The sequence below is a fragment of the Methylomonas sp. MS20 genome, assembly GCF_050275925.1.
GTDB lineage: Bacteria > Pseudomonadota > Gammaproteobacteria > Methylococcales > Methylomonadaceae > Methylomonas > Methylomonas koyamae_A.
Map to the genome: position 1 here is coordinate 4,956,585 of NZ_CP189962.1, position 20,893 is coordinate 4,977,477.

Genomic DNA, 20,893 nt, shown 5'->3' on the forward strand with positions numbered 1-20,893 from the left:
GCCAAACCGATCAGCGGAGGACGCCTATATCGCGGCGCCGAGCTTGAAGATGGGCAAATACATTGCGACGATCAGGCCGCCGACCAACACGCCCAAGATGGCCATGATAATCGGCTCCATCAGGCTACTGAGATTGTCGACCAGATTGTCCACCTCTTCTTCGAAGAAATCCGCCACCTTATCCAACATCGCGTCGATAGAACCGGATTCCTCGCCGATGGCAACCATTTGCACCACCATATTCGGAAACATGCCGGTTTGTTCCAATGCCACCTTCAACTGCTGACCAGTGGAGACTTCGTCGCGGACGTTCATTACCGCATCATGAAACAGAATGTTGCCGCAAGCGCCCGCGACCGACACCAAGGCCTCTACCAGCGGCACGCCGGCCGCCGACATCGTCGACAGGGTGCGGGCGAAACGGGCGATCGCCGATTTTTCCAAAATCATGCCGACCACCGGAATCTTTAATAACGACTTATCCAGAAAATGATTGAACGCTTTCGAGCGTTTTTTAAAGTAACTGAAGGTGTAACCGCCACCGCCGACCACCAGCAATACCGCCCACCACCATTCCTGTACCCAGGCGGACAAAGCGATCACGAATTGAGTGAAGGCCGGCAGGTCGGCGCCGAAACTTTTAAACAAGTCCTCGAACACCGGCACGACAAAGATCAGCAAAATCGCGGTCACGATGAAGGCAACCACCAACACCGCGACCGGGTAGGTCAGTGCCTTTTTGACCTTTTTCTTGATCGACTCGGTTTTTTCCTTGTAGGTGGCAATCTTGTCCAGCAAGGTTTCCAACACCCCGGCATGCTCACCTGCGGCGACCAAATTGCAGAACAAATCGTCGAAATAGATAGGCCGTTTCGCCAAGGCCTGGGCCATGGTGTCGCCGCCTTCGATGTCGGCCTTGATCGCCAGCAACAGCTCGGCCATGCTGGGATTGTCGTGGCCGCGGCCGATAATGTCGAAGGACTGCACCAGCGGCACGCCGGCTTCCAACATCGTCGCCAACTGTCTGGCAAATATCGCGATATCCGCGCTGGTGATTTTCTGCACCTTGGCGCCGAATAGCGGCTTAGCCTTGCGCTTGATGCCGACGACGCGTATCCCCATCCGCCGCAGCTCGGTTCGGGCAATCACTTCGCTTTTGGCCATGATCGTGCCCCTGGTTTTTTTGTTTTGCTTATCGAAACCGTCCCAATTGAACTCGATTTGCTCGTCTTGCTTTGCCATGTTTATTCCTTGGTGACGCGGTCGATTTCTTCGAGCGACGTAATACCCTGCCGTATTTTTAATAAGCCGGAAGCCCTAAGGTCGTTGATGCCTTCGGTTTTGGACAGCGCGGCCATGTCCATGGCATTTCCGCCACGCAAAATCAACGCGCGCATCGCTTCGCTGATCGGCATCACCTGATAGATACCCACCCGCCCCTTGTAGCCATTGTTGCAATGCTCGCAACCGACCGGTTCGTAAATTTTGAAGGTGCCGATTTCTTCCTTACTAAAGCCGGCCGACAACCAGATGTTTTCCGGAAAGTCGGCCTCCTTCTTGCAATGCTCGCAAAGCCGCCGCGCCAAGCGCTGGGCCATGATCAGATTCACCGCCGACACGATATTGAACGGCTCTATCCCCATCTGCACCAAGCGATTGATGGTTTGCGGCGCGTCGTTGGTGTGCAGGGTCGACAATACCAAGTGACCGGTTTGCGCTGCCTTGACCGCGATGCTCGCGGTTTCCAGGTCGCGGATCTCGCCGACCATGATGATATCCGGGTCTTGCCGCAAAAAAGCCCGCAAGGCTTCGGCGAAGGTCAAGCCGGCTTTGGCATTGACGTTGACCTGATTGATACCTTCGACCGTGATCTCGACCGGATCTTCGGCGGTCGAAATGTTCCGCTCGACGCTGTTCAGGATGTTCAAGCCGGTGTACAGCGACACCGTCTTACCGCTACCGGTTGGCCCGGTCACCAACACCATCCCGTATGGCCGGTGAATGGCGTCCAAAAAGTTTTTTTGTTGAACAGGCTCGAAACCCAATTTTTCGATACCGATCTGGGCGCTGGTGGGATCGAGTATCCGCATCACCACTTTTTCGCCGAACAGCGTCGGACAGGTATTCACCCGGAAATCGATGGCCCGATTCTTGGAAATCTGCATTTTGATCCGGCCGTCCTGGGGCACCCGCCGCTCGGCGATGTCCATTTTCGACATGACCTTGATCCGGGATATGATCCGATTGGCAATGCCGACCGGCGGACTGGCGACTTCGGACAAAATGCCGTCGGCCCGGAACCGGATCCGGAACTTCTTCTCGAACGGCTCCATGTGTATATCCGAGACGCCGCGCTTGATCGAATCGAGCAGGATTTTGTTGACGAAACGGACGATGGGCGCATCGTCGATGTCCGAACCGCCGACTTCCTCGGCCGGCTTGGCTTCGTCGCCGGCCGAAATATCGATGTTATCCAGATCGTCGTCGAGCAAATCCTTCATTGATGTATCGGCCGCTTCCAGCGCGGTATCGATCATCTTCATCAATTTGTCTTCTTCGACCAGAATGTTCTCGGTATTGTGCCGAGTATGGAACTTGATCTCGTCCAGCGCCTGGAAATTGGTCGGATCGGCGGTCGCGACGAACAAGCGGTTACCGCGTTTGAACAGTGGCAGAGCGTGATGTTGGCGGATCAGCTTTTCGCTGACCATTTTGATAGGCAGCGACACCACGTCTATCGCATCCAGATCAAAAAACGGCACGCCGAACTCGGCGGAAGCGATGGAGGCCACTGTCCGACTATCGAGCACTTTATGCTCGACCAGATAACTGACGAAGGCTTGCTTGCGTTTTTGGGCTTCTTGCAGATAGGCGGCGGCAGTCTCTTCAGTCAACAGGCCTTTTTGGATCAGGCACTTGGCCAAGCCGCTGAAATGAATATTGGAAGGAGCTGTCGCCATGAAATCGAGTCGGGAATGGATTTACTGGAAGTTTAGGCTGCAACTATAGATGATGTAAGGATTTAATCCAAACTCCACGTCGCGCTCAAATCGACTCCGCAGGCATCGACACCCCCGGCCCGACTGACAGGGGGGTGCCTAAATAGCCTTAAACTTCGTGGTAAATTGCCGCGCCTTCCTTCAGGAATTGCTCGGACTTTTCTTCCATGCCTTTTTTCAGCGCCTCTTCTTCTTCCAGGCCTTTTTGCTCGGCGTAGTTGCGCACGTCCTGGGTGATTTTCATCGAGCAGAAATGCGGGCCGCACATCGAACAGAAGTGAGCAACCTTGGCCGATTCCTTGGGCAGCGTTTCGTCGTGGAAGGAGCGGGCTTTTTCCGGGTCCAGCGCCAGGTTGAACTGGTCTTCCCAGCGGAATTCGAAACGGGCCTTGGACATCGCGTTGTCGCGAATTTGCGCGCCGGGGTGGCCTTTGGCCAAGTCGGCGGCATGCGCGGCGATTTTGTAGGTGACGATGCCTTCGCGGACGTCCTGTTTGTTGGGCAGGCCCAGGTGCTCTTTCTGGGTGACGTAGCACAGCATCGCGCAGCCGTACCAGCCGATGTTGGCGGCGCCGATTGCCGAGGTGATGTGGTCGTAGCCGGGAGCGATGTCGGTGGTCAAAGGTCCTAGGGTGTAGAACGGTGCCTCGAAGCAGTCTTCCAGCTGTTTGTCCATGTTGACTTTGATCATTTGCAGCGGCACGTGACCGGGACCTTCGATCATGGTTTGCACGTCGTGTTTCCAGGCGATCTGGGTCAGTTCGCCCAGGGTTTCCAGCTCGCCGAACTGGGCAGCGTCGTTGGCGTCGTAGATCGAGCCCGGACGCAAGCCGTCGCCCAAGGAGAACGACACGTCGTAGGCCTTCATGATTTCGCAGATTTCTTCGAAATGGGTGTAAAGGAAGCTCTCGGTGTGGTGAGCCAGACACCATTTGGCCATGATCGAGCCGCCGCGCGAAACAATGCCGGTCAAACGCTTGGCGGTCAACGGTACGTGCTGCAGGCGCACACCAGCGTGTATCGTGAAGTAATCCACGCCTTGTTCGGCCTGCTCGATCAGTGTGTCGCGGAAGATTTCCCAGGTCAGTTCCTCGGCCTTGCCGTCGACTTTTTCCAGCGCCTGGTAAATCGGCACGGTGCCGATAGGCACCGGAGAGTTACGCAAGATCCATTCGCGGGTTTCGTGGATGTTCTTGCCGGTCGACAAGTCCATGATGGTATCCGCACCCCAACGGATGCCCCACAGCATTTTCTCGACTTCTTCCTCGATCGAAGACGTGATCGCCGAGTTGCCCAGATTGCCATTGATTTTGACCAGGAAGTTGCGACCTATGATCATCGGCTCCAATTCCGGGTGGTTGATGTTGGCCGGAATGATGGCGCGGCCCCTGGCGACTTCGGAACGCACGAATTCGGGCGTGATGAAGGACTGAATATTGGCGCCATAGGAAAAGCCCGGATGCTGGCCTTGGTAACGGTCGCGCATCGCTTCCAGGTTCTGGTTCTCGCGGATCGCGATGTATTCCATTTCCGGCGTGATGATGCCTTTGCGGGCATAATGCATCTGTGAAACGTTGTGGCCGGCTTTGGCGCGGCGCGGATGACGGGTTAGCTCGAAACGCAGGTGCGCGGTTTTGGGGTCGTGCAAACGTTCATGGCCGAATTTGGAGGTTGGTCCGCTCAGCAATTCGGTATCGCCGCGTTCTGCTATCCATAGTCCGCGTACCGAGTTCAAGCCTTGGTGCAGGTTAATGTCGACGTTGGGGTCGGTGTAAGGGCCGGAAGTGTCGTAGACGAAGATCGGCGGATTCTTCTCGGCTCCGAAATGCGCCGGGGTATCCGACAGGTTGATCTGGCGCATCGGTACTTGCATATCGGGTCGGCTGCCGGCGATATAGACTTTTTCCGAAGCCGGGTAGGAATCGATCCGGATGCTACTGCCGGTATCGGTCGTAATTTCGTTGCGGACAGCGCTCATGCTTATCTCCAAAAATCAGAATAAATCGCGAGCGCAGGGAAAAGATTTGGGCTTTCCTACGCCGGCATTAACCGGTTCAGGTTCGAAGGGTTTTTCTCAGCTTTCCGGATTAAAGTTTCGACGGAAAGCACCCCTAGCCTTTCAGGTGGTCGCTTACGGTATATGATTATGTTTGGAAATGCAAGTCCGCCAAGGACTAATCCCAACACAAAAAGCTTATAAAACAATGGGTTTTAGCCTTTTGCACCCAACAAGCCAGCTAAATTTAACCGCCTCGATGACTTCGCCCGAAACGCCTCACGACAAGCTGGCCAGCCACTTCGCCGACTTCCTGACCTCGCGCAGCGTTGTCTCAAGCGCCGACAACACCCGCCTTTACGCGCTGGCGAAAACGCTGGCCGAACAACAAGCCGCCGGCCATAGCTGTATCGAGCTGGACCCGGCCGACGCCGATTTGCTGCTGGCGTCCGGCCTAGCCTCGAATAACGCATTGACGCCGTTGATCGTTGAATCCCAGCGCCTCTACCTGCGCCGATATTGGCAGTATGAAACCCGACTGGCCACGCAACTGGCAACGCTCGCCGCTATTAAAATAGACATGCCCGATCCCGAACCCGCGCTGGCGCGGTATTTCCCGACGGACCGACAGGAGTCCGACGCGCAGCAACAGGCGGCGCGCGCGGCGTTAACCCAGGCATTGACGGTCGTCACCGGCGGACCCGGCACCGGCAAGACCACCACGGTTTTGAAAATCCTCGCCTTATTGCTGGAACTGAACCCAAACCCGCCATTCATCGCCTTGGCGGCGCCGACCGGCAAGGCGGCGATGCGTCTGCAACAAACAATCGTTGCCAATAAAGCCCATCTGAATTGCCCGGAAACGATCAAGCAAGCCATACCAGAAAGCGCCTGCACACTACACCGCCTACTCGGCGCCCAACCACCATCCCCGTACTTCCGTCACAATGCCGACTTTCCGCTACCCTACGACGTGGTCGTAGTCGACGAAACGTCGATGGTCGACCTCGCCTTAATGAGCAAACTGGTCGACGCGCTAAAACCGGGCGCGCGCCTGATTCTGCTCGGCGACAAGGACCAACTCGCGTCGGTCGAAGCCGGCGCGGTGTTGGCGGACATTGCTCGCGGACTACCAGAGCAAACCGTCGAGCTACACCACTCGCACCGTTTTCAAGGGCAAATCAAGGAGCTGGCCGAGGCCGTCCATCGCGGCGACGCCGAACAAGCCTGGCAATTGCTGCTGACCGGCGACGACGCGATCCACCGACTAAAACACGACCCGATCAGCTATATCGGCGAGCGCTATCGCCGCTATTTCGAACTGATAACGACCGGGGCTGGGCTGAACGAAATATTCACCGAGTTCCAGCGATTCCAGGTGCTATGCGCCAATCAACAAGGTCCGTACGGGGCAGAAGACATCAACCGTCGCGTGGAACGCGCCGCCGCCCAAGCATGGCCGCAGAGCATCGGCCATACCTGGTACCCCGGCAGGCCAGTGATGATTTCCCGCAACCACGCGGCTACCCAACTATACAACGGCGATATCGGCATCTGCCTGCCGGACCCCGCCGACGGCCAACCGCGCGTCTATTTTCCGGACCGTGACGGATTTCGCGGTCTGCGCCCTGCTCGGCTGCCCGCGTGCGAAACGGTTTACGCAATGACCATTCATAAAAGCCAGGGCTCCGAGTTCGACGAGGCAATGCTGGTACTGCCGGAACGCGCCAATCCGGTGCTCAGCAGGGAATTGCTGTACACCGGCATCACCCGGGCGAAACGCCGAGTAAGCGTGTTCGCCGAGCGCGACATCTTCGAAACCTGCGTCGCCCGCCCAAGCGTCAGACACAGCGGCTTGGGCGAAAAGCTAATCGCGACCGGGAGCCAAGCATGAAAACGACCAAAAAACGCGGCAAACAACTATTGAGAGACATTGAGGGACAAGCCGGCGAATTGGCGATGCTGACCGACGGGCTGAGCTTGCTGAGCGAACTCCACACTCTGGCGCGACGGGTCTTGGAGTTGGCGAACACGCTGACCGTGCAAACCGAAGATCTGAAGAAGAAACACTACCTGAGCGCGCTAATCTCGTCCGAGGCCTTAGGCGAACTGGCCGAAATCGCCGACACCGACGCCGCCAGCCAACTCGAAGACCGGCTGTTTGCGGCAAACGCGGACTCGCCGGTGGCAAGCGACCGATTTTTTCAGGAGTTATTGGAGAAAATCGACGCGCGTTTCGCGCGTCTGACCGATGCGATACAGGATTTACTACATCTGGCCCAGCCGGATCCAGACCGGGACGACGATTAGAAGGCTATCCCGGTCCGGAATAGCCGTACGGCCTGACTGGGACAGCCCGCCCTCAAAACCAGGCCAACAACCGAAAAACTAGCAGCCGGAAAGATTCATCGCCGCGCGACCTTAATGACTGCGCTGCACCGAGAAATGAGCCAAGGTTTCCAAGGCGCGCTTGTAAGCCGAGTCCGGCAAGCATTGCAGCGCCTCAATGGCGGCCGCGGCGGCTCGATCCGCGCAACGCTCGGTGTATTCGATCGCGTTGGTCGCCTTGACGACTTCGTAAACGTCGTTGAATGCCTCGCGAGAACCCTGGCGAATCGCATCGACCACCACTTTGGCCTGGCGCTCGTCGCCGTGTTGAATCGCATAGATCAGCGGCAAGGTCGGTTTACCCTCGGCCAAATCGTCGCCCAGGTTTTTACCCAGTTCCTCACTGTTAGCCTTGTAGTCCAGTGCATCGTCGATCAATTGAAATGCCACGCCCAATTGTTGCCCATAGACCGCCAAGCCATTTTCGACGACAGCGTCGGCGGCCGAAACCACCGCCGCCAACCGAGTCGCCGTGCTGAACAGGATCGCGGTTTTGCGGGCAATCACTTCGAGATATTTAGCTTCGCTGGTTTCGGGATTGTTGCAATTCAACAGTTGCAACACTTCGCCCTCGGCGATGGCCGTGGTAGTTTTGGACATGATGTCCATCACCCGCATGTTGTTGGTGCGGACCATCATTTCGAACGCACTCGAATACAGATAATCCCCGACCAAAACGCTGGCGGCATTACCCCAGACCGCGTTGGCGGACTCCTTGCCGCGTCGCATCGCCGATTCGTCGACAACGTCGTCATGCAATAGCGTCGCGGTATGGATAAATTCGATGACCGCCGCCAGTGTCAAGTGATGATCGCCAACCTCGCCCAACGCCTTCGCGGCCAACAACAACAACATAGGCCGCAAACGCTTACCGCCGTTACCTATGATGTAATGCCCGATTTGATTGATCAGGACGACATCCGAACTTAATTCTTGCAAAATTAAGCGGTCGACAGCTTGAGACTCCTCGCTGGTCAAATTTTTGATCGAATCAAAATCTATGGCACCGCTAGTCGGCGCTGAATCTGTGGCTATCATGGAAAGAGTCTGAACGCTGATCACTACGGCAAATTTTGTCTGGTTAGCCGGTCATGCTATGAATAATACCGAATAGTGTCAATAGTACCAGTCCGAACATGGCTTTAAACCGTTAGTGCTAAAAGCATTTTTTGTTTGACGTAACTTGCCGCCAAACATATAATCCGCTGTTCACTATTAACAGTTTATGCTTGATGGAGCTTACGCCGATGTATGCGGTAATTCAAACAGGTGGCAAACAGTACCGTGTCGCAGAAGGTACTACCTTAAAAATCGAAAAACTGGAACTAGGCGCGGGCGACAGCGTGGAGTTCGACAAGGTATTGATGGTTCAATCAGGCGACTCTGTAAAAGTTGGTCAGCCTTACGTTGAAGGCGGAAAGGTCACCGCAACCGTGGTTTCTCAAGGCCGCCACAAAAAAGTCCGTATCATCAAATTCAGAAGACGCAAGCACCACATGAAAAAACAGGGGCATCGTCAATATTACACGGAAGTCCAGATCACTGGTATTTCCGCATAACATTCACAGAGGTTAGATCATGGCTCACAAGAAGGCAGGCGGTAGTACCCGCAACGGTCGCGATTCCAATGCACAACGCCTGGGCGTCAAACGTTTTGGCGGCCAAGTGGTTAAAGCGGGCAATATTCTGGTTCGCCAACGCGGCACTCAATTTCACCCTGGCACCAATGTCGGCATCGGTAAAGACCACACCTTGTTCGCGACTGCGGACGGCAAAGTGGTTTTTGAAGAAAAAGGCCCGAAAAACCGCAAATACGTTAGCATCGCAGCAGCGTAACATCGCCAGCAGTGCTGCAAGGCACCACTGAAAGGAAAAGCCTCGTTGTTTAGCGGGGCTTTTTTGTTTATACCGGTACATTATGAGATTTGTTGACGAAGCGGAAATCCGCGTGGAAGCAGGCGACGGCGGCAACGGCAAGGCGTCGTTCCGCCGAGAAAAATATATTCCGTTGGGCGGCCCCGACGGCGGCGACGGCGGCGACGGCGGCAGCGTTTATCTGGTGGCCACGGAGAACGTTAACACCCTGGTGGACTTTCGCTATCACTCGGTGCACCGCGCCCAACGCGGCCAAAACGGCGGCAGCCGCGACTGCACGGGTAAAAAAGGCGATGATTGCTTCGTCCCGGTACCGCCCGGCACGATCGTTTACGAAGCCGACACCGGCGAGAAAATCGGCGACCTAACCAAGCCCGGCCAACAACTGCTGGTCGCCAAGGGCGGCTTTCACGGCTTGGGGAACACCCGCTTCAAAAGCAGCATCAACCGCGCGCCTCAGCAAACCAGTAAGGGGACGCCGGGCGAACACCGCATGCTGCGTCTGGAATTGATGGTGATTGCCGACGTGGGCCTGCTCGGCATGCCCAATGCCGGCAAATCCAGCCTGATTCGGGCCGTCTCGTCGGCGCGCCCGAAAGTAGCCGACTATCCGTTCACGACGCTACATCCCAATTTGGGCGTCGTTCGGGTCGACGACATGCGCAGCTTCGTGATCGCCGATATTCCGGGCGTCATCGAAGGCGCGGCCGAGGGCGCCGGGCTAGGCCTGCAGTTTCTAAAGCACTTGTCGCGCACTGGCTTGCTGCTGCACATCCTCGACATCGCCCCCTACCAGAGCGACGAAACGCCGGTTTCCGCCGCCCGGAAAATCATTGCCGAAGTCGAAAAATGGAGCGACGAACTGGCCGAAAAGCCGCGCTGGCTGGTATTGAACAAAATCGACAACGTCCCGGACGACGAGCTCGACGCCCACTGTCAAGCTATCCTCGACGAACTGGACTGGGATGGCCCGGTATACAAGATTTCCGCGCTGAAAAACCAGGGCACCCAAGAACTGATGTACGCGATCATGGATTTTCTGGAAGCGCAACGCAATTCGCTGGAGCCCATCCCCGATGAGCCGGTCTGATTTCTCTAAAGCTAAACGCGTCGTCGTCAAAATCGGCAGCTCACTGCTGACCGACGGCGGCCGCGGCCTAAACAAGCCCGCGATCGCCGGCTGGGTCAAGCAAATGGCGGCGCTACGCCAGTTGGGCGTCGACGTGGTATTGGTCTCGTCGGGATCGGTGGCGGAAGGCATGAGCCGCCTGAAATTAAAAACCCGTCCGAAAACGCTGCACGAACTGCAAGCCGCTGCCTCGGTCGGCCAGATGGGCCTGGTGCGCCGCTTCGAAGACGAATTCCAGACTCACGGCCTGCTGGCGGCCCAGGTCTTGCTGACCCACGACGACCTATCCGACCGGCAACGTTACCTCAATGCCCGCAGCACCTTGCTAACCCTGTTGGATTTCGGCGTTGTTCCGGTCATCAACGAAAACGACGCGGTGGCCACCGAAGAGATCCGTTTCGGCGACAACGACACCCTGGGCGCGCTGGTCGCCAATCTGGTCGAAGCCGATTTGCTATTGCTATTGACCGACCAGCTTGGTCTGTTCGACGCCAATCCCAGCCTGAATCCCGCCGCCCAATTGATTTCCGAAATCAGCGTCAACGAAAGCCTGCTCGACGAAGTGGCCGGCGGCAGCATTAGCGGCCTAGGACGCGGCGGCATGTTCACCAAGGTTCGCGCCGCCCGGTTGGCGGCCAGATCCGGCGCCGCCACCGTCATCGTCTCCGGCAAGCTGGACCAAGTCGTCAACCGAGTGTTCGCCGGCGAAGCGCTCGGCACCTATATGATCCCGAACATCGCCCCGCTGGCGGCCCGCAAGCAATGGCTAGCCGGACAACTGCAGCTTAAAGGCAGCGTTACGCTGGACGACGGCGCCGTCAAAATCCTCAAGGCCGCCGGCAAAAGCTTGCTGGCCGTCGGCGTCAAGACGGTGAGTGGCTCATTCCAACGCGGCGACTTGGTATCTTGCCTGGACGCCCACGGCCAGGAAATCGCCCGCGGCCTGATCAACTACGGTGCCGACGATGCCGCCAAAATCGCCGGCAAACCCAGCAGCGAGTTCGAAGCCTTGCTGGGCTATGCCGATGACGACGAACTCATCCACCGGGACAATCTAGTTCTGGTCTAGCCGGCCCGAGCTCCGGATCAAGTATTCTGAATCACGATATTCGGGAATCGGCCGCTGAAATCCTTGGCTCTCATCGCCAGTTTCGCGGCCATTTTGCGGGCGATGGCCTTGTAAATTTGCGCCGGCCGCCCGTCCGGATCGGCAACCACCGTCGGTCGGCCACTGTCGGCAAACTCCCGGATTTTAATATCCAACGGTAACGCACCCAACAGATCCACCCCGTTTTTGGCGGCCATCGCCACGCCGCCGCCTTGGCCGAAAATAGCCTCTTCGTGACCGCAGTTGCTGCAAATATGCAGGCTCATGTTTTCGACCAAACCCAGAATCGGCACATTGACCTTCTCAAACATGCCCAAACCGCGCTGGGCATCGATCAGTGCAATATCCTGGGGAGTGGTGACGATAACCGCGCCGCTGACCGGAATCTGCTGAGCCAGCGTCAACTGGATGTCGCCGGTACCCGGCGGCAAATCGATGATCAAATAATCGACGTCATGCCATTGGGTTTGACCCAACAATTGTTGCAATGCACCGGTTACCATCGGGCCGCGCCAAATCATCGGTTGATCGGGATCGACCAGATAACCAATCGACATGGTCTGGACGCCGAAAGACAACTTGGGTTGCAACATCTTGCCGTCCTCACTGTCCGGCTGACCGGACAAACCCAGCATGGTAGGAATGCTGGGGCCGTATATATCAGCATCCAAAATACCGACCTGAGCGCCCTCCGCTGCCAGCGCCAGCGCCAGATTCACCGAAGTCGTCGATTTACCGACGCCTCCCTTGCCCGACGCCACCGCGATAATATTTTTCACATTCGGCAAGGGCTTCAAGGTCTTTTGCACGGCGTGCGACACAATCTTGAAGGACACTTCGACCTCCAGCTTCCCAAGCCCCGGCAACGCGCGCAAGCGTTGCTCCAACTCGGCGCGCAGCTCGCCAACGTAACTCTTGGCCGGATAGCCCACTTCGACGACGACGCTGACCGCGTCGCCGTCCACCGTAATCTTTTTGACGGCCTTAGCCGACACCAAATCGGTCTCGACATTCGGGTCAATGAAATTTTTCAATATATTTTCGACAGCCGCTTTTTCAATAGCCATTCACAACTCCTACAATAAGCCAATAACCAAGCAAAATAGTGGGGGAAGATACCATCTTCCGGGAAGCCAAGAAACCCGGACAACCAAATCCACGGGCTTTCTTGCCAGGCCGCGCCAAACGCGCTACTCTCCGGGCGGAAACAACCATCCGACGCCCCAGTCCCGTCACCGTCATGATCGCCTTAACCCGTCCGCCTATCCGCCGTTCCCCGGCCCACTCTCCGTTGCTTATACCATTCGCGCTTATACTGGCGTCGTTGCTAAGCGGCTGCCAAACCTTAGCCTTCTTTTCCGAACCGCAATCGGAAAAAGTTACCTGGACGGTCAAACCCAACGAAGTCGTCGAGACTCACCAATTCAGCCTCTCCGCCGACTTGAACATCGTCGGAGGCCTGGCCACGCTCTCCAGCCGGGAAAACGATACGCTCTCGGACATTGCTCGCCATTACGGCCTGGGATACAACGACATTACCCTCGCCAATCCCGGCCTGGATCCCTGGAGCTTACAGAACGACAGCACGGTATTGCTGCCTTTGCAATTCATAATCCCCGACGCGCCGCGCCAAGGCATCGTATTGAACCTAGCCAACATGCGCATGTTTTACTTTCCGAACACCCGATCGGTCTGGACCTATCCGGTCGGCATCGGTCGACAAGGATGGAATACACCGCTGGGTCAGACGCAAATCGTCGCCAAGAAAGCCAATCCGGCCTGGACCGTGCCGGAATCGATCCAACGCGAACACCAAGCGCTGGGCGACCCACTCCCCAAAGTCATCCGCTCCGGCCCGGACAATCCTCTCGGCTATTACGCAATGCCGCTGGGCTTTAAGGGCTATTTGATACACGGAACCAACAAGCCCTACGGGATCGGCATGCAAGTCAGCCACGGCTGCGTACAGCTCTACCCGGAGGACGTGGAAAACCTGTTCAAGCAAGTCGACATAGGCACGCCGGTACGCATCGTCCACCAACCCTTCTTAGCCGCCTGGGCGGGAGACACGCTGTATCTGGAAGCCCACCAACCATTGGATAAATGGGAAAAGCAACGCAAGCAACTGGAAAAAGACCTGCGCGGCAAATTGAAGCAGCTCGCCGCGGAACGGCAAGCCACACTGGATTGGCCCAAGGTGGAAGCCACGCTAAAGCGCGTCGACGGCGTGCCGACACCGGTACTCGTCAACAGTCCGAACCTTGCCGAACTGAGCGCCGCCGCGCCGCAGCTCGAACATCCGGAACGACTGTTCGGCCAACCGGAAATCGGCGAACTGGACGCCGACGCCTGGTCGACGATCATCGCCGATGTGTTCCAGAGCGAAACCGAAGCGCAAAAGCTGGCGGCCATGCTCAATCACCAAGGCCCGCCGATCCCGGCCCGCAAGATTGCCAGCAACGGCAATTACCGAGTCTTGGCCGGGCCTTTCAAAACCAAATCCGAAGCCAGAGCGGCGGCGAAACGCATCAAACAGAACTTCGATATCGACGCGATGCCGCAAGCACCGTCGGCAAACTAAGCCGCCGTCATTCCGACAAGGCCCCCGGCTTCAGCAACGCGGTGGCTTGCTCCACCGGCACCGGCTTGCTGAAGTAATAGCCTTGGCCGTAATTGCAACGCTGCCCGGACAGGAAGACCAACTGCTCCAAGTCCTCTATGCCCTCCGCGACCAACTCCAATTTCAACTGGCCGGCCATCGCGGTAATCGCGGCCACGATCGCCCGGTCGCTGTCGTCGGTGGAAACGTCCTTTACAAAGGCCTTGTCGATTTTCAACGTGTCGAGCGGAAACCGCTTTAAATAGCTCAGCGACGAATAACCGGTGCCGAAATCGTCCACCGAAATACGCACGCCCAAGCGCTTTAAGCCTTGCAGAGTGGCTAACGTGGTATCCACATCGCGCATCATGATGCTTTCGGTGATTTCCAACTCCAATAATTCCGCCGGCAAGCCGGTTTCGGCCAACACGGTCGCAACCACGTCCAACAAGCCGCGTTGATGTTGAAAATCCTGGAACTGCCGGCCGGATAGATTGACGGCGACGCGCACCGGCGTACCTGTCTCGCGCCAGCACTGGGCCTGTTCGCAAGCGGTCCGCAACACCCATTCGCCTATCGGCACGATCAACCCGGTTTCCTCGGCCAAACCGATAAACTGATCCGGCATCACCATGCCCAAGGTCGGACTATGCCAGCGCAACAGCGCCTCCATGCCGATTACCGCCCGGCTATCGATTTGCACTTGCGGCTGGTAGTACAGCGACAGCTCGCCCTGACCGAGCGCGCAACGCAAATGATGCTCAAGCTGCAGATACCGCTGCGCGGTACTGTTCATTTCCGACGTAAAAAACTGATAGTTGTTCTTGCCGAGCTTTTTGGCGTGGTACAGCGCGGAATCGGCCTGCGCCAGCAGTTCATCCAGATTGCCCGAGTTCTCCGGAAACACGCTGATGCCGATGCTGGCCCGCGAATAAATCTGGTGTTGGTTAATGACAAAGGGTTCATTCAGTAACCCCAAAATCTTGACCGCCACCTTGGCGGCATCCAGGCTGTCCTTGATGCCGGGCAACATGATAATGAATTCGTCGCCCCCCATGCGAGCCGGCGTGTCGCCTTCACGCAAGCACGAGGCGATGCGCTTGGCCACCTCTCTGAGCAATTCGTCGCCAACGGTATGGCCGAACGAATCGTTGATAGTCTTGAAATTGTCCAGATCGAGAAACAAAAAAGCCACCACCTCGCGTTTGCGCTGCGCCCGCGCGATGAATTGCAAGGCGCGGTCGGTCAGCAGCGTGCGATTGGGTAGATCGGTCAGCGCATCGAAATGCGCCATGTAATCCAGGCGCTGGCGAGCCCGCTTGACCTCTTCCATCTCCCTGGCGTTGTCTATCACCAACGATAACGAATGCGCGAAACTGGCCGCCAACTCCTCGTCGTTGGCGCTAAACGCCTCGCCGCCGACTTTGTCGCACAAATAGATCCGCCCGTACACCCGACCGTGCCGGGAAATCGGCACCGCCAACAGCGATTTCATCGGCGGATGATGCGGCGGAAATCCGATGCTACGCGGATCGGAGCGCATATCGCTCAGGCGCAGCGAAATATCCTCTTCGATCACGACGCCCAACAAACCCTTGCCTTGCGGCAGCTCGCCGATTTGCTTGGCCTGAGCCTCGCTGATTCCGGAATAAATGAATTCAGCCATCCCGCCGTGCTCATCGACGATACCAATCGCCCCAAAATCGGCGTCCAACAGCTTACGCAAGGCATCGAGCCCGGCTTGCAGCAATTCGGTTTCTATCGACGTCCGAGCCAACACCCCCAACAAGCTTCTGGCGGCCTCGTTGAGGGCGGCCAAGCGCTCGACCCAAATCACGGTCTGGCGATGGTTTTCCTCGGCAATGTCCCGCAAACGCACGCTTTCGAGTAACAACTGCCGATCGCGTTCCAGCAAGGCCTGCAAAATGCTTTCCCGGGTCACGACGCCGACAAACTCGTCGCGGCTCATCACGGCCAACACTTCCATGCCATGCTTCCGCATGGTTTTCAACGCGGTACGGATACCGGCACCGACCGGCACGGCCGCGAGCTTGCGATGCTCGACCAAGTCGGCAAAAATCCAGCCAGGGTGCAGGGAAATGTCATGGTGGGTAGCCACGCCGCAAAAATCGGCACTAAGTTCGCCATCGCGAAATACCGCGTACACGGTACTGCCATTCGCCCGCCCCTTTGGCCGGTCTTCTTCCCGGACCCTAACCACATCGGGCCAAAGACAGGCCTTTACCGTCAATTCCTTCATACCTTGGCGCTCAAGCGCACCGAGACGTCCAAATCGGCGTGCAAAATCTCGTCGATGCTCATCAGCGGCTTAACCTGACCTATCACAAACTCAATCAATGCCTCGCGCGAAGCCCGGTTCAACAGGCTTTTTCGGACCAAGATATCGCTGATGATTTCGTCGTCGCACTCGATATGCTCGAACGGCGCTTTCACCAATAATTCAATGGCGCGGCGCATCGCGATACAGCCGATTGGCGAATCGCGCCCCAAAATCAACATGTCTTTCAGTGGAGGAATGGTGTATTCGCCAAGCACGGCGGAGATATTGACCTGATTTTGAGTTTGCTTGAACATGCCGGTAACCTTATTTCCCTAAGTTTGACCGGTAATTTAGCAGAAATTAAGCACTCTCAGGACTGGGCCCAAGGACGGAACTCACCGGAGCGGGTTAATCATTACGGAACAACGGAAAGCCGAACCGCCAGGCAGACGGCTTGCAAGAACGAAAGACAGCAACGCCAATCCAGATTGGCGAAAGTGAAAATTGAGAGTTGGAACACAAAAAACCGGACGGTAAGGCTACCGCCCGGCTGACAGAGAAAACGCCGGCAGAGAAATTAGTTTCCGCCCTTGAAGCTGATTTGCAAAGCGTGCAGCGAATTCACGCAATCCGCGCTGGCTTGAAGGTTAGGATTATCGTGGCAGGTTTGGTTTTGCGCCTTCGCTTCCTTGATATTGGCCACATACCAAGCAACGGATTTACCCTCGGTAGCCGCCTTGTCTTCGTTAACCTCGGAACTAGCATTGGTTACATTCAGGATCGCGGCTCCCCCGAGTACCGCAATCGCGGCGGCAGCTATAAATTTGTTGGCGTTTTTCATAAAGACTCCTTCGCTATCTGTTACCGGAAATTTGGAATCCCGTATTGGCGGGACACCGGTAATCTAACAAAAAAGTCTAGCGTTAAAAATGTGGCGGATTGCCGCGCGACAATCTGTCCGAATATCACGGCAAATAACATAATTCAATTAAAGCATCGGATCAGTCAGCAAAGCAAAGACCCTAGCCGACTGTCTTAAGATTAGCCCGCGAGTAGCGGCGCACGGACCTTGCCGATCGCGCCGCGAAGCGGACTGGCTTATTTGATTTTCAACAACTCCTTGCCGTCGCTAGCGAATTTACAAATCCCGGCCGCAAAATAAGTACATTCTTCGGATTGCTCCAGCTTGGCGCCGTTTGGGGTCAAATGCACTTTTACCGAGCACGAACGCGCCTCGCCCTCGATATGCTTTTTCAAAACCAACTCGTTTTCGGCAATGACTTTAGCTTCGCCAGAAATTAGAGCAGAACATGCGTGCTTGCCGGCCTCGTCGGGATTCGGTTCGAAATCCACATCCACGGTGACATTGGTATCGTTACCGACCGTATTAATCTTCAAATGCTGAACGTGGTTACCGTCGCGCAACAGATAGTGATCGGTCGCCGCCATTACGGAACCGGACATTAGCGCGATGGCCAAGAACAAGGTTTTTTTCATGATGTAGCCTCTTTTATTGTGATTTGAAATCGGGCAAGCCCCACGCGGAAAAATCCCGATCGGCACCCCGGCGTCGCCGAAGCGTCGAGCTTGGCGGCGATTGTACCCTACTGCCCGACGTTGCCCAAGAACCCTTGCCCGCCGCCGGCTTGTCACGCCTTGCAATGAAAGCCCAGGCGATTTATGCCATAATCGCCGGCTCCTTTTTCCGGCCGTTTTACCGCCATGTCGAAACGAAAAATCCTTGTCACCAGCGCCTTGCCCTACGCCAATGGTCCGATCCACCTCGGCCATCTGGTCGAATACCTTCAGACCGACATTTGGGTGCGTTTTCAAAAACAACGCGGCCACGAATGCTACTACGTCTGCGCCGACGACACCCACGGCACACCGATCATGCTGCGCGCCGACAAGGAAGGCATCACTCCGGAACAACTGATCGCCGGCGTCGAGCAAGAACACCGCGCCGACTTCGACGCCTTCGGCGTGGCGTTCGACCAATACCACAGCACCCATTCGCCCGAAAACAAGGCTTGCGCCGAACTGATTTACCTCAGACTACGCGAGGGCGGCCATATCAGCAGCCGCAGCATCACTCAAGCTTACGACCCGGTCAAAAACATGTTTCTGCCGGACCGTTTCATCAAGGGAGAATGCCCCAAATGCGGCGCGCCCGACCAATACGGCGACAACTGCGAAGCTTGCGGCGCCACCTACTCGCCAACCGAATTGAAAAACGCGGTGTCGGTCGTGTCCGGCGAACAACCGATCGAAAAAGACTCGGAGCACTATTTCTTCGAACTCGGTCACTTCGCCGAAATGCTGAAAGACTGGACCACCGCCGGCCACTTGCAAGCGGAAGTCAGCAACAAAATGGCCGAATGGTTGCAAAACGGCTTGCAACAATGGGACATCTCCCGCGACGCGCCGTATTTCGGCTTTGAAATCCCGGATGCGCCCGGCAAATATTTTTACGTCTGGCTGGATGCGCCGATTGGTTACATGGCCAGTTGCCGGCGCTTATGCGAGCGCACCGGTCTGGATTACGACAGTTTTTGGAGCCCGGACAGCGACGCCGAGTTGTACCACTTCATCGGCAAGGACATCATTTATTTCCACGCGCTATTCTGGCCGGCGATGCTGCACGGCGCCGGGTTCCGCACCCCCAGCGCGATCTTCGCCCACGGCTTTTTAACGGTCAACGGCGAGAAAATGTCCAAATCGCGCGGCACCTTCATCAAGGCCCGCACCTATCTGGACCATCTGAACCCGGAATACTTGCGCTATTACTTCGCCGCCAAACTCAGCGCCGGCGTCGACGACATCGACTTGAACTTCGACGATTTCACGCTCCGGGTCAATGCCGACCTGGTCGGCAAAGTGGTCAACATCGCCAGCCGCTGCGCCGGATTTATCGCCAAACGCTTTGAAAACCGGCTATCCGCCGCCTGCGCCGAACCGGAATTGTTCGGCCAATTCGTCGCCGCCCATCAAGCCATTGCCGACCTTTACGAAAGCCGCGAATTCGGCAAGGCGATGCGCGAAATCATGGCCCTGGCCGACAAGGCCAACCAATACATCGACGAAAAAAAGCCCTGGCTGATCGCCAAGGAAGACGGCCGCGACGCCGAGTTGCACGACGTTTGCAGCATGGGCCTGAACTTGTTCCGCTTGCTGGTGGTTTATCTGCGCCCGGTGATACCGACGCTGGCCGCCAACGCCGAAGCCTTCTTGAACATCCCGCCGCAAGGCTGGCCGGCCGACGCCCAGCCGCTGACCGACCACGCCATCAACGCATTCACGCCATTAATGACCCGAGTCGAGGCCGACAAAATCGCCGCGATCGTCGAAGCCTCCAAGGACAACCTGGAGAAGACTCCGTCGGTCAAGGCCAAGCCCGCCAAGACCGTCGGCGAAGCCGCCAAACCCGCCGAAAACCAAAAGCTGGAGCCGATCGCCGAAGCCATCGAAATCGAGGACTTCGCCAAAATCGACTTACGCATCGCCCGTATCGTCAAGGCCGAAGCGGTGGAAGGCGCCGAAAAACTGCTGCAGTTGACCGTCGACCTCGGCGACCACACCCGCAGCATCTTTGCCGGCGTGAAGTCGGCCTACGCACCGGACGATTTGGAAGGCAAGCTGACCGTCGTCGTCGCCAATCTGAAACCCCGCAAAATGCGCTTCGGTACCTCGGAAGGCATGATGCTGGCGGCCGGTCCAGGCGGCAAGGACATTTTCGTACTGTCGCCGGATGCCGGCGCCCAACCCGGCATGCGCGTCAAATAAAACGGAACCGAGCATGCTGGCCGACAGTATCGACGCCTTGCTGCCGCAGACTCAGTGCCGAAAATGCGGTTTTAACGGCTGTCTGCCTTACGCCGAAGCGATCGCTCGCGGCGAAGCCGACATCGACCGCTGTCCGCCCGGCGGCGATGCCGGTATCGCAAAATTGGCCGAGTTGCTGGGCATCGCGGCCAAGCCGCTGAATCCCGCCTACGGCCTTGAACGGCCGCGCCTACTTGCGATCATCGACGAAGACGCGTGCATCGGCTGCACCAAATGCCTGCCGCCCTGTCCGACCGACGCCATTCTAGGCGCCTCCAAACACATGCATACGGTCATTGCCGACCTGTGTACCGGCTGCGAATTGTGCATCGCGCCGTGTCCGGTCGCCTGCATTGCCATGGTTCCCGCGCCCAACCTCACTTGGACCGAGACCGACGCCGACCGCGCCAGGCTGCGCCATCTCACCAAACAACAACGCCTGACAAAACTGGAAGCCGAAAAGGCCGAGCGCTTGCAACGCCAGAAGCAGCTATTGTCAAAAGCCAAATCCGCGAAAAACCAAGATTAACGCGATCGGCCATGACTTTAGCCGCAATTGCTTTTATAATAAGCAGCTCTGCAATACACGCCCGTAGCTCAGATGGATAGAGCCCAGCCCTCCGGAAGAAACAGTCAGCCGGATTTAGGTTTCTAGGGAAACGGTCAAAACCGTTTGACCGAACAGACTGTATCGTA

General features: G+C 56.9%; 18 protein-coding genes and 1 riboswitch. Of the genes, 9 read left to right on the top strand and 9 right to left on the bottom strand.

Translation table 11 applies throughout. The features are described 5' to 3' along the window. Positions 1-24: 24 nt before the first annotated feature. From ACQE3D_RS22060 to thiC, 3 genes are all read right to left on the bottom strand, one after another. Positions 25-1,242 carry a type II secretion system F family protein gene (locus ACQE3D_RS22060; protein ID WP_313730444.1) on the bottom strand — a complete coding sequence of 406 codons (1,218 nt, stop codon included), beginning with the start codon at positions 1,240-1,242 and terminating at the stop codon, positions 25-27. Between the two features lie 2 nt (positions 1,243-1,244). After that, positions 1,245-2,960, bottom strand: a complete 1,716-nt coding sequence (pilB, locus tag ACQE3D_RS22065; protein WP_313730443.1) for a type IV-A pilus assembly ATPase PilB — start codon at positions 2,958-2,960, stop codon at positions 1,245-1,247. Between the two features lie 148 nt (positions 2,961-3,108). After that, on the bottom strand, positions 3,109-4,977 hold the full coding sequence (thiC, locus tag ACQE3D_RS22070) for a phosphomethylpyrimidine synthase ThiC (RefSeq protein ID WP_071158861.1): 1,869 nt from the start codon (positions 4,975-4,977) through the stop codon (positions 3,109-3,111). Positions 4,978-5,013: 36 nt separating this feature from the next. Continuing rightward, positions 5,014-5,122: riboswitch (TPP riboswitch) on the bottom strand. A gap of 132 nt (positions 5,123-5,254) precedes the next feature. On the opposite strand from thiC, the gene recD reads away from it, so the two are divergent. Both recD and ACQE3D_RS22080 read left to right on the top strand, forming a co-directional pair. Further along, complete coding sequence (gene recD / locus ACQE3D_RS22075; RefSeq protein ID WP_313730442.1) at positions 5,255-6,889, top strand: exodeoxyribonuclease V subunit alpha; 1,635 nt, start codon at positions 5,255-5,257, stop codon at positions 6,887-6,889. After that, complete coding sequence (locus ACQE3D_RS22080) at positions 6,886-7,305, top strand: hypothetical protein (protein WP_313730441.1); 420 nt, start codon at positions 6,886-6,888, stop codon at positions 7,303-7,305. The genes recD and ACQE3D_RS22080 overlap by 4 nt, the downstream gene beginning before the upstream one ends. 111 nt (positions 7,306-7,416) lie before the next feature. Here ACQE3D_RS22080 and ispB read toward each other — a convergent pair whose 3' ends face one another. Beyond that, a complete protein-coding gene (gene ispB / locus ACQE3D_RS22085; protein ID WP_313730440.1) occupies positions 7,417-8,421 on the bottom strand; it encodes an octaprenyl diphosphate synthase in 1,005 nt (334 codons plus the stop codon). A 209-nt stretch (positions 8,422-8,630) separates the two neighbouring features. Here ispB and rplU point away from each other — a divergent pair, with 209 nt between their 5' ends. From rplU to proB, 4 genes are all read left to right on the top strand, one after another. Then, a complete protein-coding gene (rplU, locus tag ACQE3D_RS22090) occupies positions 8,631-8,942 on the top strand; it encodes a 50S ribosomal protein L21 (protein WP_064030963.1) in 312 nt (103 codons plus the stop codon). Between the two features lie 19 nt (positions 8,943-8,961). Continuing rightward, positions 8,962-9,219 (top strand): 50S ribosomal protein L27, encoded by a 258-nt coding sequence (gene rpmA, locus ACQE3D_RS22095; protein ID WP_064030940.1) that lies wholly within the window; start codon positions 8,962-8,964, stop codon positions 9,217-9,219. Between the two features lie 82 nt (positions 9,220-9,301). Beyond that, the gene (cgtA, locus tag ACQE3D_RS22100) at positions 9,302-10,348 is read left to right on the top strand and encodes an Obg family GTPase CgtA (protein WP_313730439.1); all 1,047 of its coding nucleotides are present in this window, start codon (positions 9,302-9,304) and stop codon (positions 10,346-10,348) included. Continuing rightward, complete coding sequence (gene proB / locus ACQE3D_RS22105; RefSeq protein ID WP_313730438.1) at positions 10,335-11,456, top strand: glutamate 5-kinase; 1,122 nt, start codon at positions 10,335-10,337, stop codon at positions 11,454-11,456. The genes cgtA and proB overlap by 14 nt, the downstream gene beginning before the upstream one ends. A gap of 17 nt (positions 11,457-11,473) precedes the next feature. Here the strand turns inward: proB and apbC are convergent, their stop codons facing one another. Beyond that, complete coding sequence (gene apbC / locus ACQE3D_RS22110) at positions 11,474-12,562, bottom strand: iron-sulfur cluster carrier protein ApbC (RefSeq protein ID WP_313730437.1); 1,089 nt, start codon at positions 12,560-12,562, stop codon at positions 11,474-11,476. Between the two features lie 224 nt (positions 12,563-12,786). Between apbC and ACQE3D_RS22115 the strand changes: the two genes are divergently transcribed. After that, the gene (locus ACQE3D_RS22115; protein WP_313730436.1) at positions 12,787-14,076 is read left to right on the top strand and encodes a L,D-transpeptidase family protein; all 1,290 of its coding nucleotides are present in this window, start codon (positions 12,787-12,789) and stop codon (positions 14,074-14,076) included. Positions 14,077-14,083: 7 nt separating this feature from the next. Here ACQE3D_RS22115 and ACQE3D_RS22120 read toward each other — a convergent pair whose 3' ends face one another. The 4 genes from ACQE3D_RS22120 to ACQE3D_RS22135 all read right to left on the bottom strand — a co-directional run bounded on the left by ACQE3D_RS22120 (position 14,084) and on the right by ACQE3D_RS22135 (position 17,872). Continuing rightward, on the bottom strand, positions 14,084-16,354 hold the full coding sequence (locus ACQE3D_RS22120; RefSeq protein ID WP_064030945.1) for an EAL domain-containing protein: 2,271 nt from the start codon (positions 16,352-16,354) through the stop codon (positions 14,084-14,086). After that, positions 16,351-16,689: a hypothetical protein gene (locus tag ACQE3D_RS22125; RefSeq protein WP_064030946.1), complete on the bottom strand. Its 339-nt coding sequence runs from the start codon at positions 16,687-16,689 to the stop codon at positions 16,351-16,353. Before ACQE3D_RS22125 ends, ACQE3D_RS22120 begins: the two co-directional genes overlap by 4 nt. Before the next feature lie 263 nt (positions 16,690-16,952). Next, on the bottom strand, positions 16,953-17,216 hold the full coding sequence (locus ACQE3D_RS22130; protein ID WP_064030947.1) for a hypothetical protein: 264 nt from the start codon (positions 17,214-17,216) through the stop codon (positions 16,953-16,955). Positions 17,217-17,473: 257 nt separating this feature from the next. Next, positions 17,474-17,872: a hypothetical protein gene (locus ACQE3D_RS22135; protein ID WP_064030948.1), complete on the bottom strand. Its 399-nt coding sequence runs from the start codon at positions 17,870-17,872 to the stop codon at positions 17,474-17,476. Positions 17,873-18,097: 225 nt separating this feature from the next. On the opposite strand from ACQE3D_RS22135, the gene metG reads away from it, so the two are divergent. Further along, the gene (gene metG / locus ACQE3D_RS22140; protein WP_313730435.1) at positions 18,098-20,158 is read left to right on the top strand and encodes a methionine--tRNA ligase; all 2,061 of its coding nucleotides are present in this window, start codon (positions 18,098-18,100) and stop codon (positions 20,156-20,158) included. Beyond that, positions 20,124-20,726 carry an RnfABCDGE type electron transport complex subunit B gene (locus tag ACQE3D_RS22145; protein ID WP_313730434.1) on the top strand — a complete coding sequence of 201 codons (603 nt, stop codon included), beginning with the start codon at positions 20,124-20,126 and terminating at the stop codon, positions 20,724-20,726. Before metG ends, ACQE3D_RS22145 begins: the two co-directional genes overlap by 35 nt. The last annotated feature ends 167 nt before the right edge of the window (positions 20,727-20,893 follow it).

Excerpts from the sequence above, each read along its gene's own strand:
- ACQE3D_RS22125 (WP_064030946.1), bottom strand. The coding sequence starts at position 16,689 with ATGTTCAAGCAAACTCAAAATCAGGTCAATATCTCCGCCGTGCTTGGC.
- ispB (WP_313730440.1), bottom strand. The coding sequence starts at position 8,421 with ATGATAGCCACAGATTCAGCGCCGACTAGCGGTGCCATAGATTTTGAT.
- recD (WP_313730442.1), top strand. The coding sequence starts at position 5,255 with ATGACTTCGCCCGAAACGCCTCACGACAAGCTGGCCAGCCACTTCGCC.
- ACQE3D_RS22145 (WP_313730434.1), top strand. The coding sequence starts at position 20,124 with ATGCCGGCGCCCAACCCGGCATGCGCGTCAAATAAAACGGAACCGAGC.
- metG (WP_313730435.1), top strand. The coding sequence starts at position 18,098 with ATGTCGAAACGAAAAATCCTTGTCACCAGCGCCTTGCCCTACGCCAAT.
- apbC (WP_313730437.1), bottom strand. The coding sequence starts at position 12,562 with ATGGCTATTGAAAAAGCGGCTGTCGAAAATATATTGAAAAATTTCATT.
- pilB (WP_313730443.1), bottom strand. The coding sequence starts at position 2,960 with ATGGCGACAGCTCCTTCCAATATTCATTTCAGCGGCTTGGCCAAGTGC.
- ACQE3D_RS22120 (WP_064030945.1), bottom strand. The coding sequence starts at position 16,354 with ATGAAGGAATTGACGGTAAAGGCCTGTCTTTGGCCCGATGTGGTTAGG.
- ACQE3D_RS22080 (WP_313730441.1), top strand. The coding sequence starts at position 6,886 with ATGAAAACGACCAAAAAACGCGGCAAACAACTATTGAGAGACATTGAG.
- cgtA (WP_313730439.1), top strand. The coding sequence starts at position 9,302 with ATGAGATTTGTTGACGAAGCGGAAATCCGCGTGGAAGCAGGCGACGGC.
- thiC (WP_071158861.1), bottom strand. The coding sequence starts at position 4,977 with ATGAGCGCTGTCCGCAACGAAATTACGACCGATACCGGCAGTAGCATC.
- rpmA (WP_064030940.1), top strand. The coding sequence starts at position 8,962 with ATGGCTCACAAGAAGGCAGGCGGTAGTACCCGCAACGGTCGCGATTCC.
- ACQE3D_RS22130 (WP_064030947.1), bottom strand. The coding sequence starts at position 17,216 with ATGAAAAACGCCAACAAATTTATAGCTGCCGCCGCGATTGCGGTACTC.
- rplU (WP_064030963.1), top strand. The coding sequence starts at position 8,631 with ATGTATGCGGTAATTCAAACAGGTGGCAAACAGTACCGTGTCGCAGAA.
- ACQE3D_RS22060 (WP_313730444.1), bottom strand. The coding sequence starts at position 1,242 with ATGGCAAAGCAAGACGAGCAAATCGAGTTCAATTGGGACGGTTTCGAT.
- proB (WP_313730438.1), top strand. The coding sequence starts at position 10,335 with ATGAGCCGGTCTGATTTCTCTAAAGCTAAACGCGTCGTCGTCAAAATC.
- ACQE3D_RS22135 (WP_064030948.1), bottom strand. The coding sequence starts at position 17,872 with ATGAAAAAAACCTTGTTCTTGGCCATCGCGCTAATGTCCGGTTCCGTA.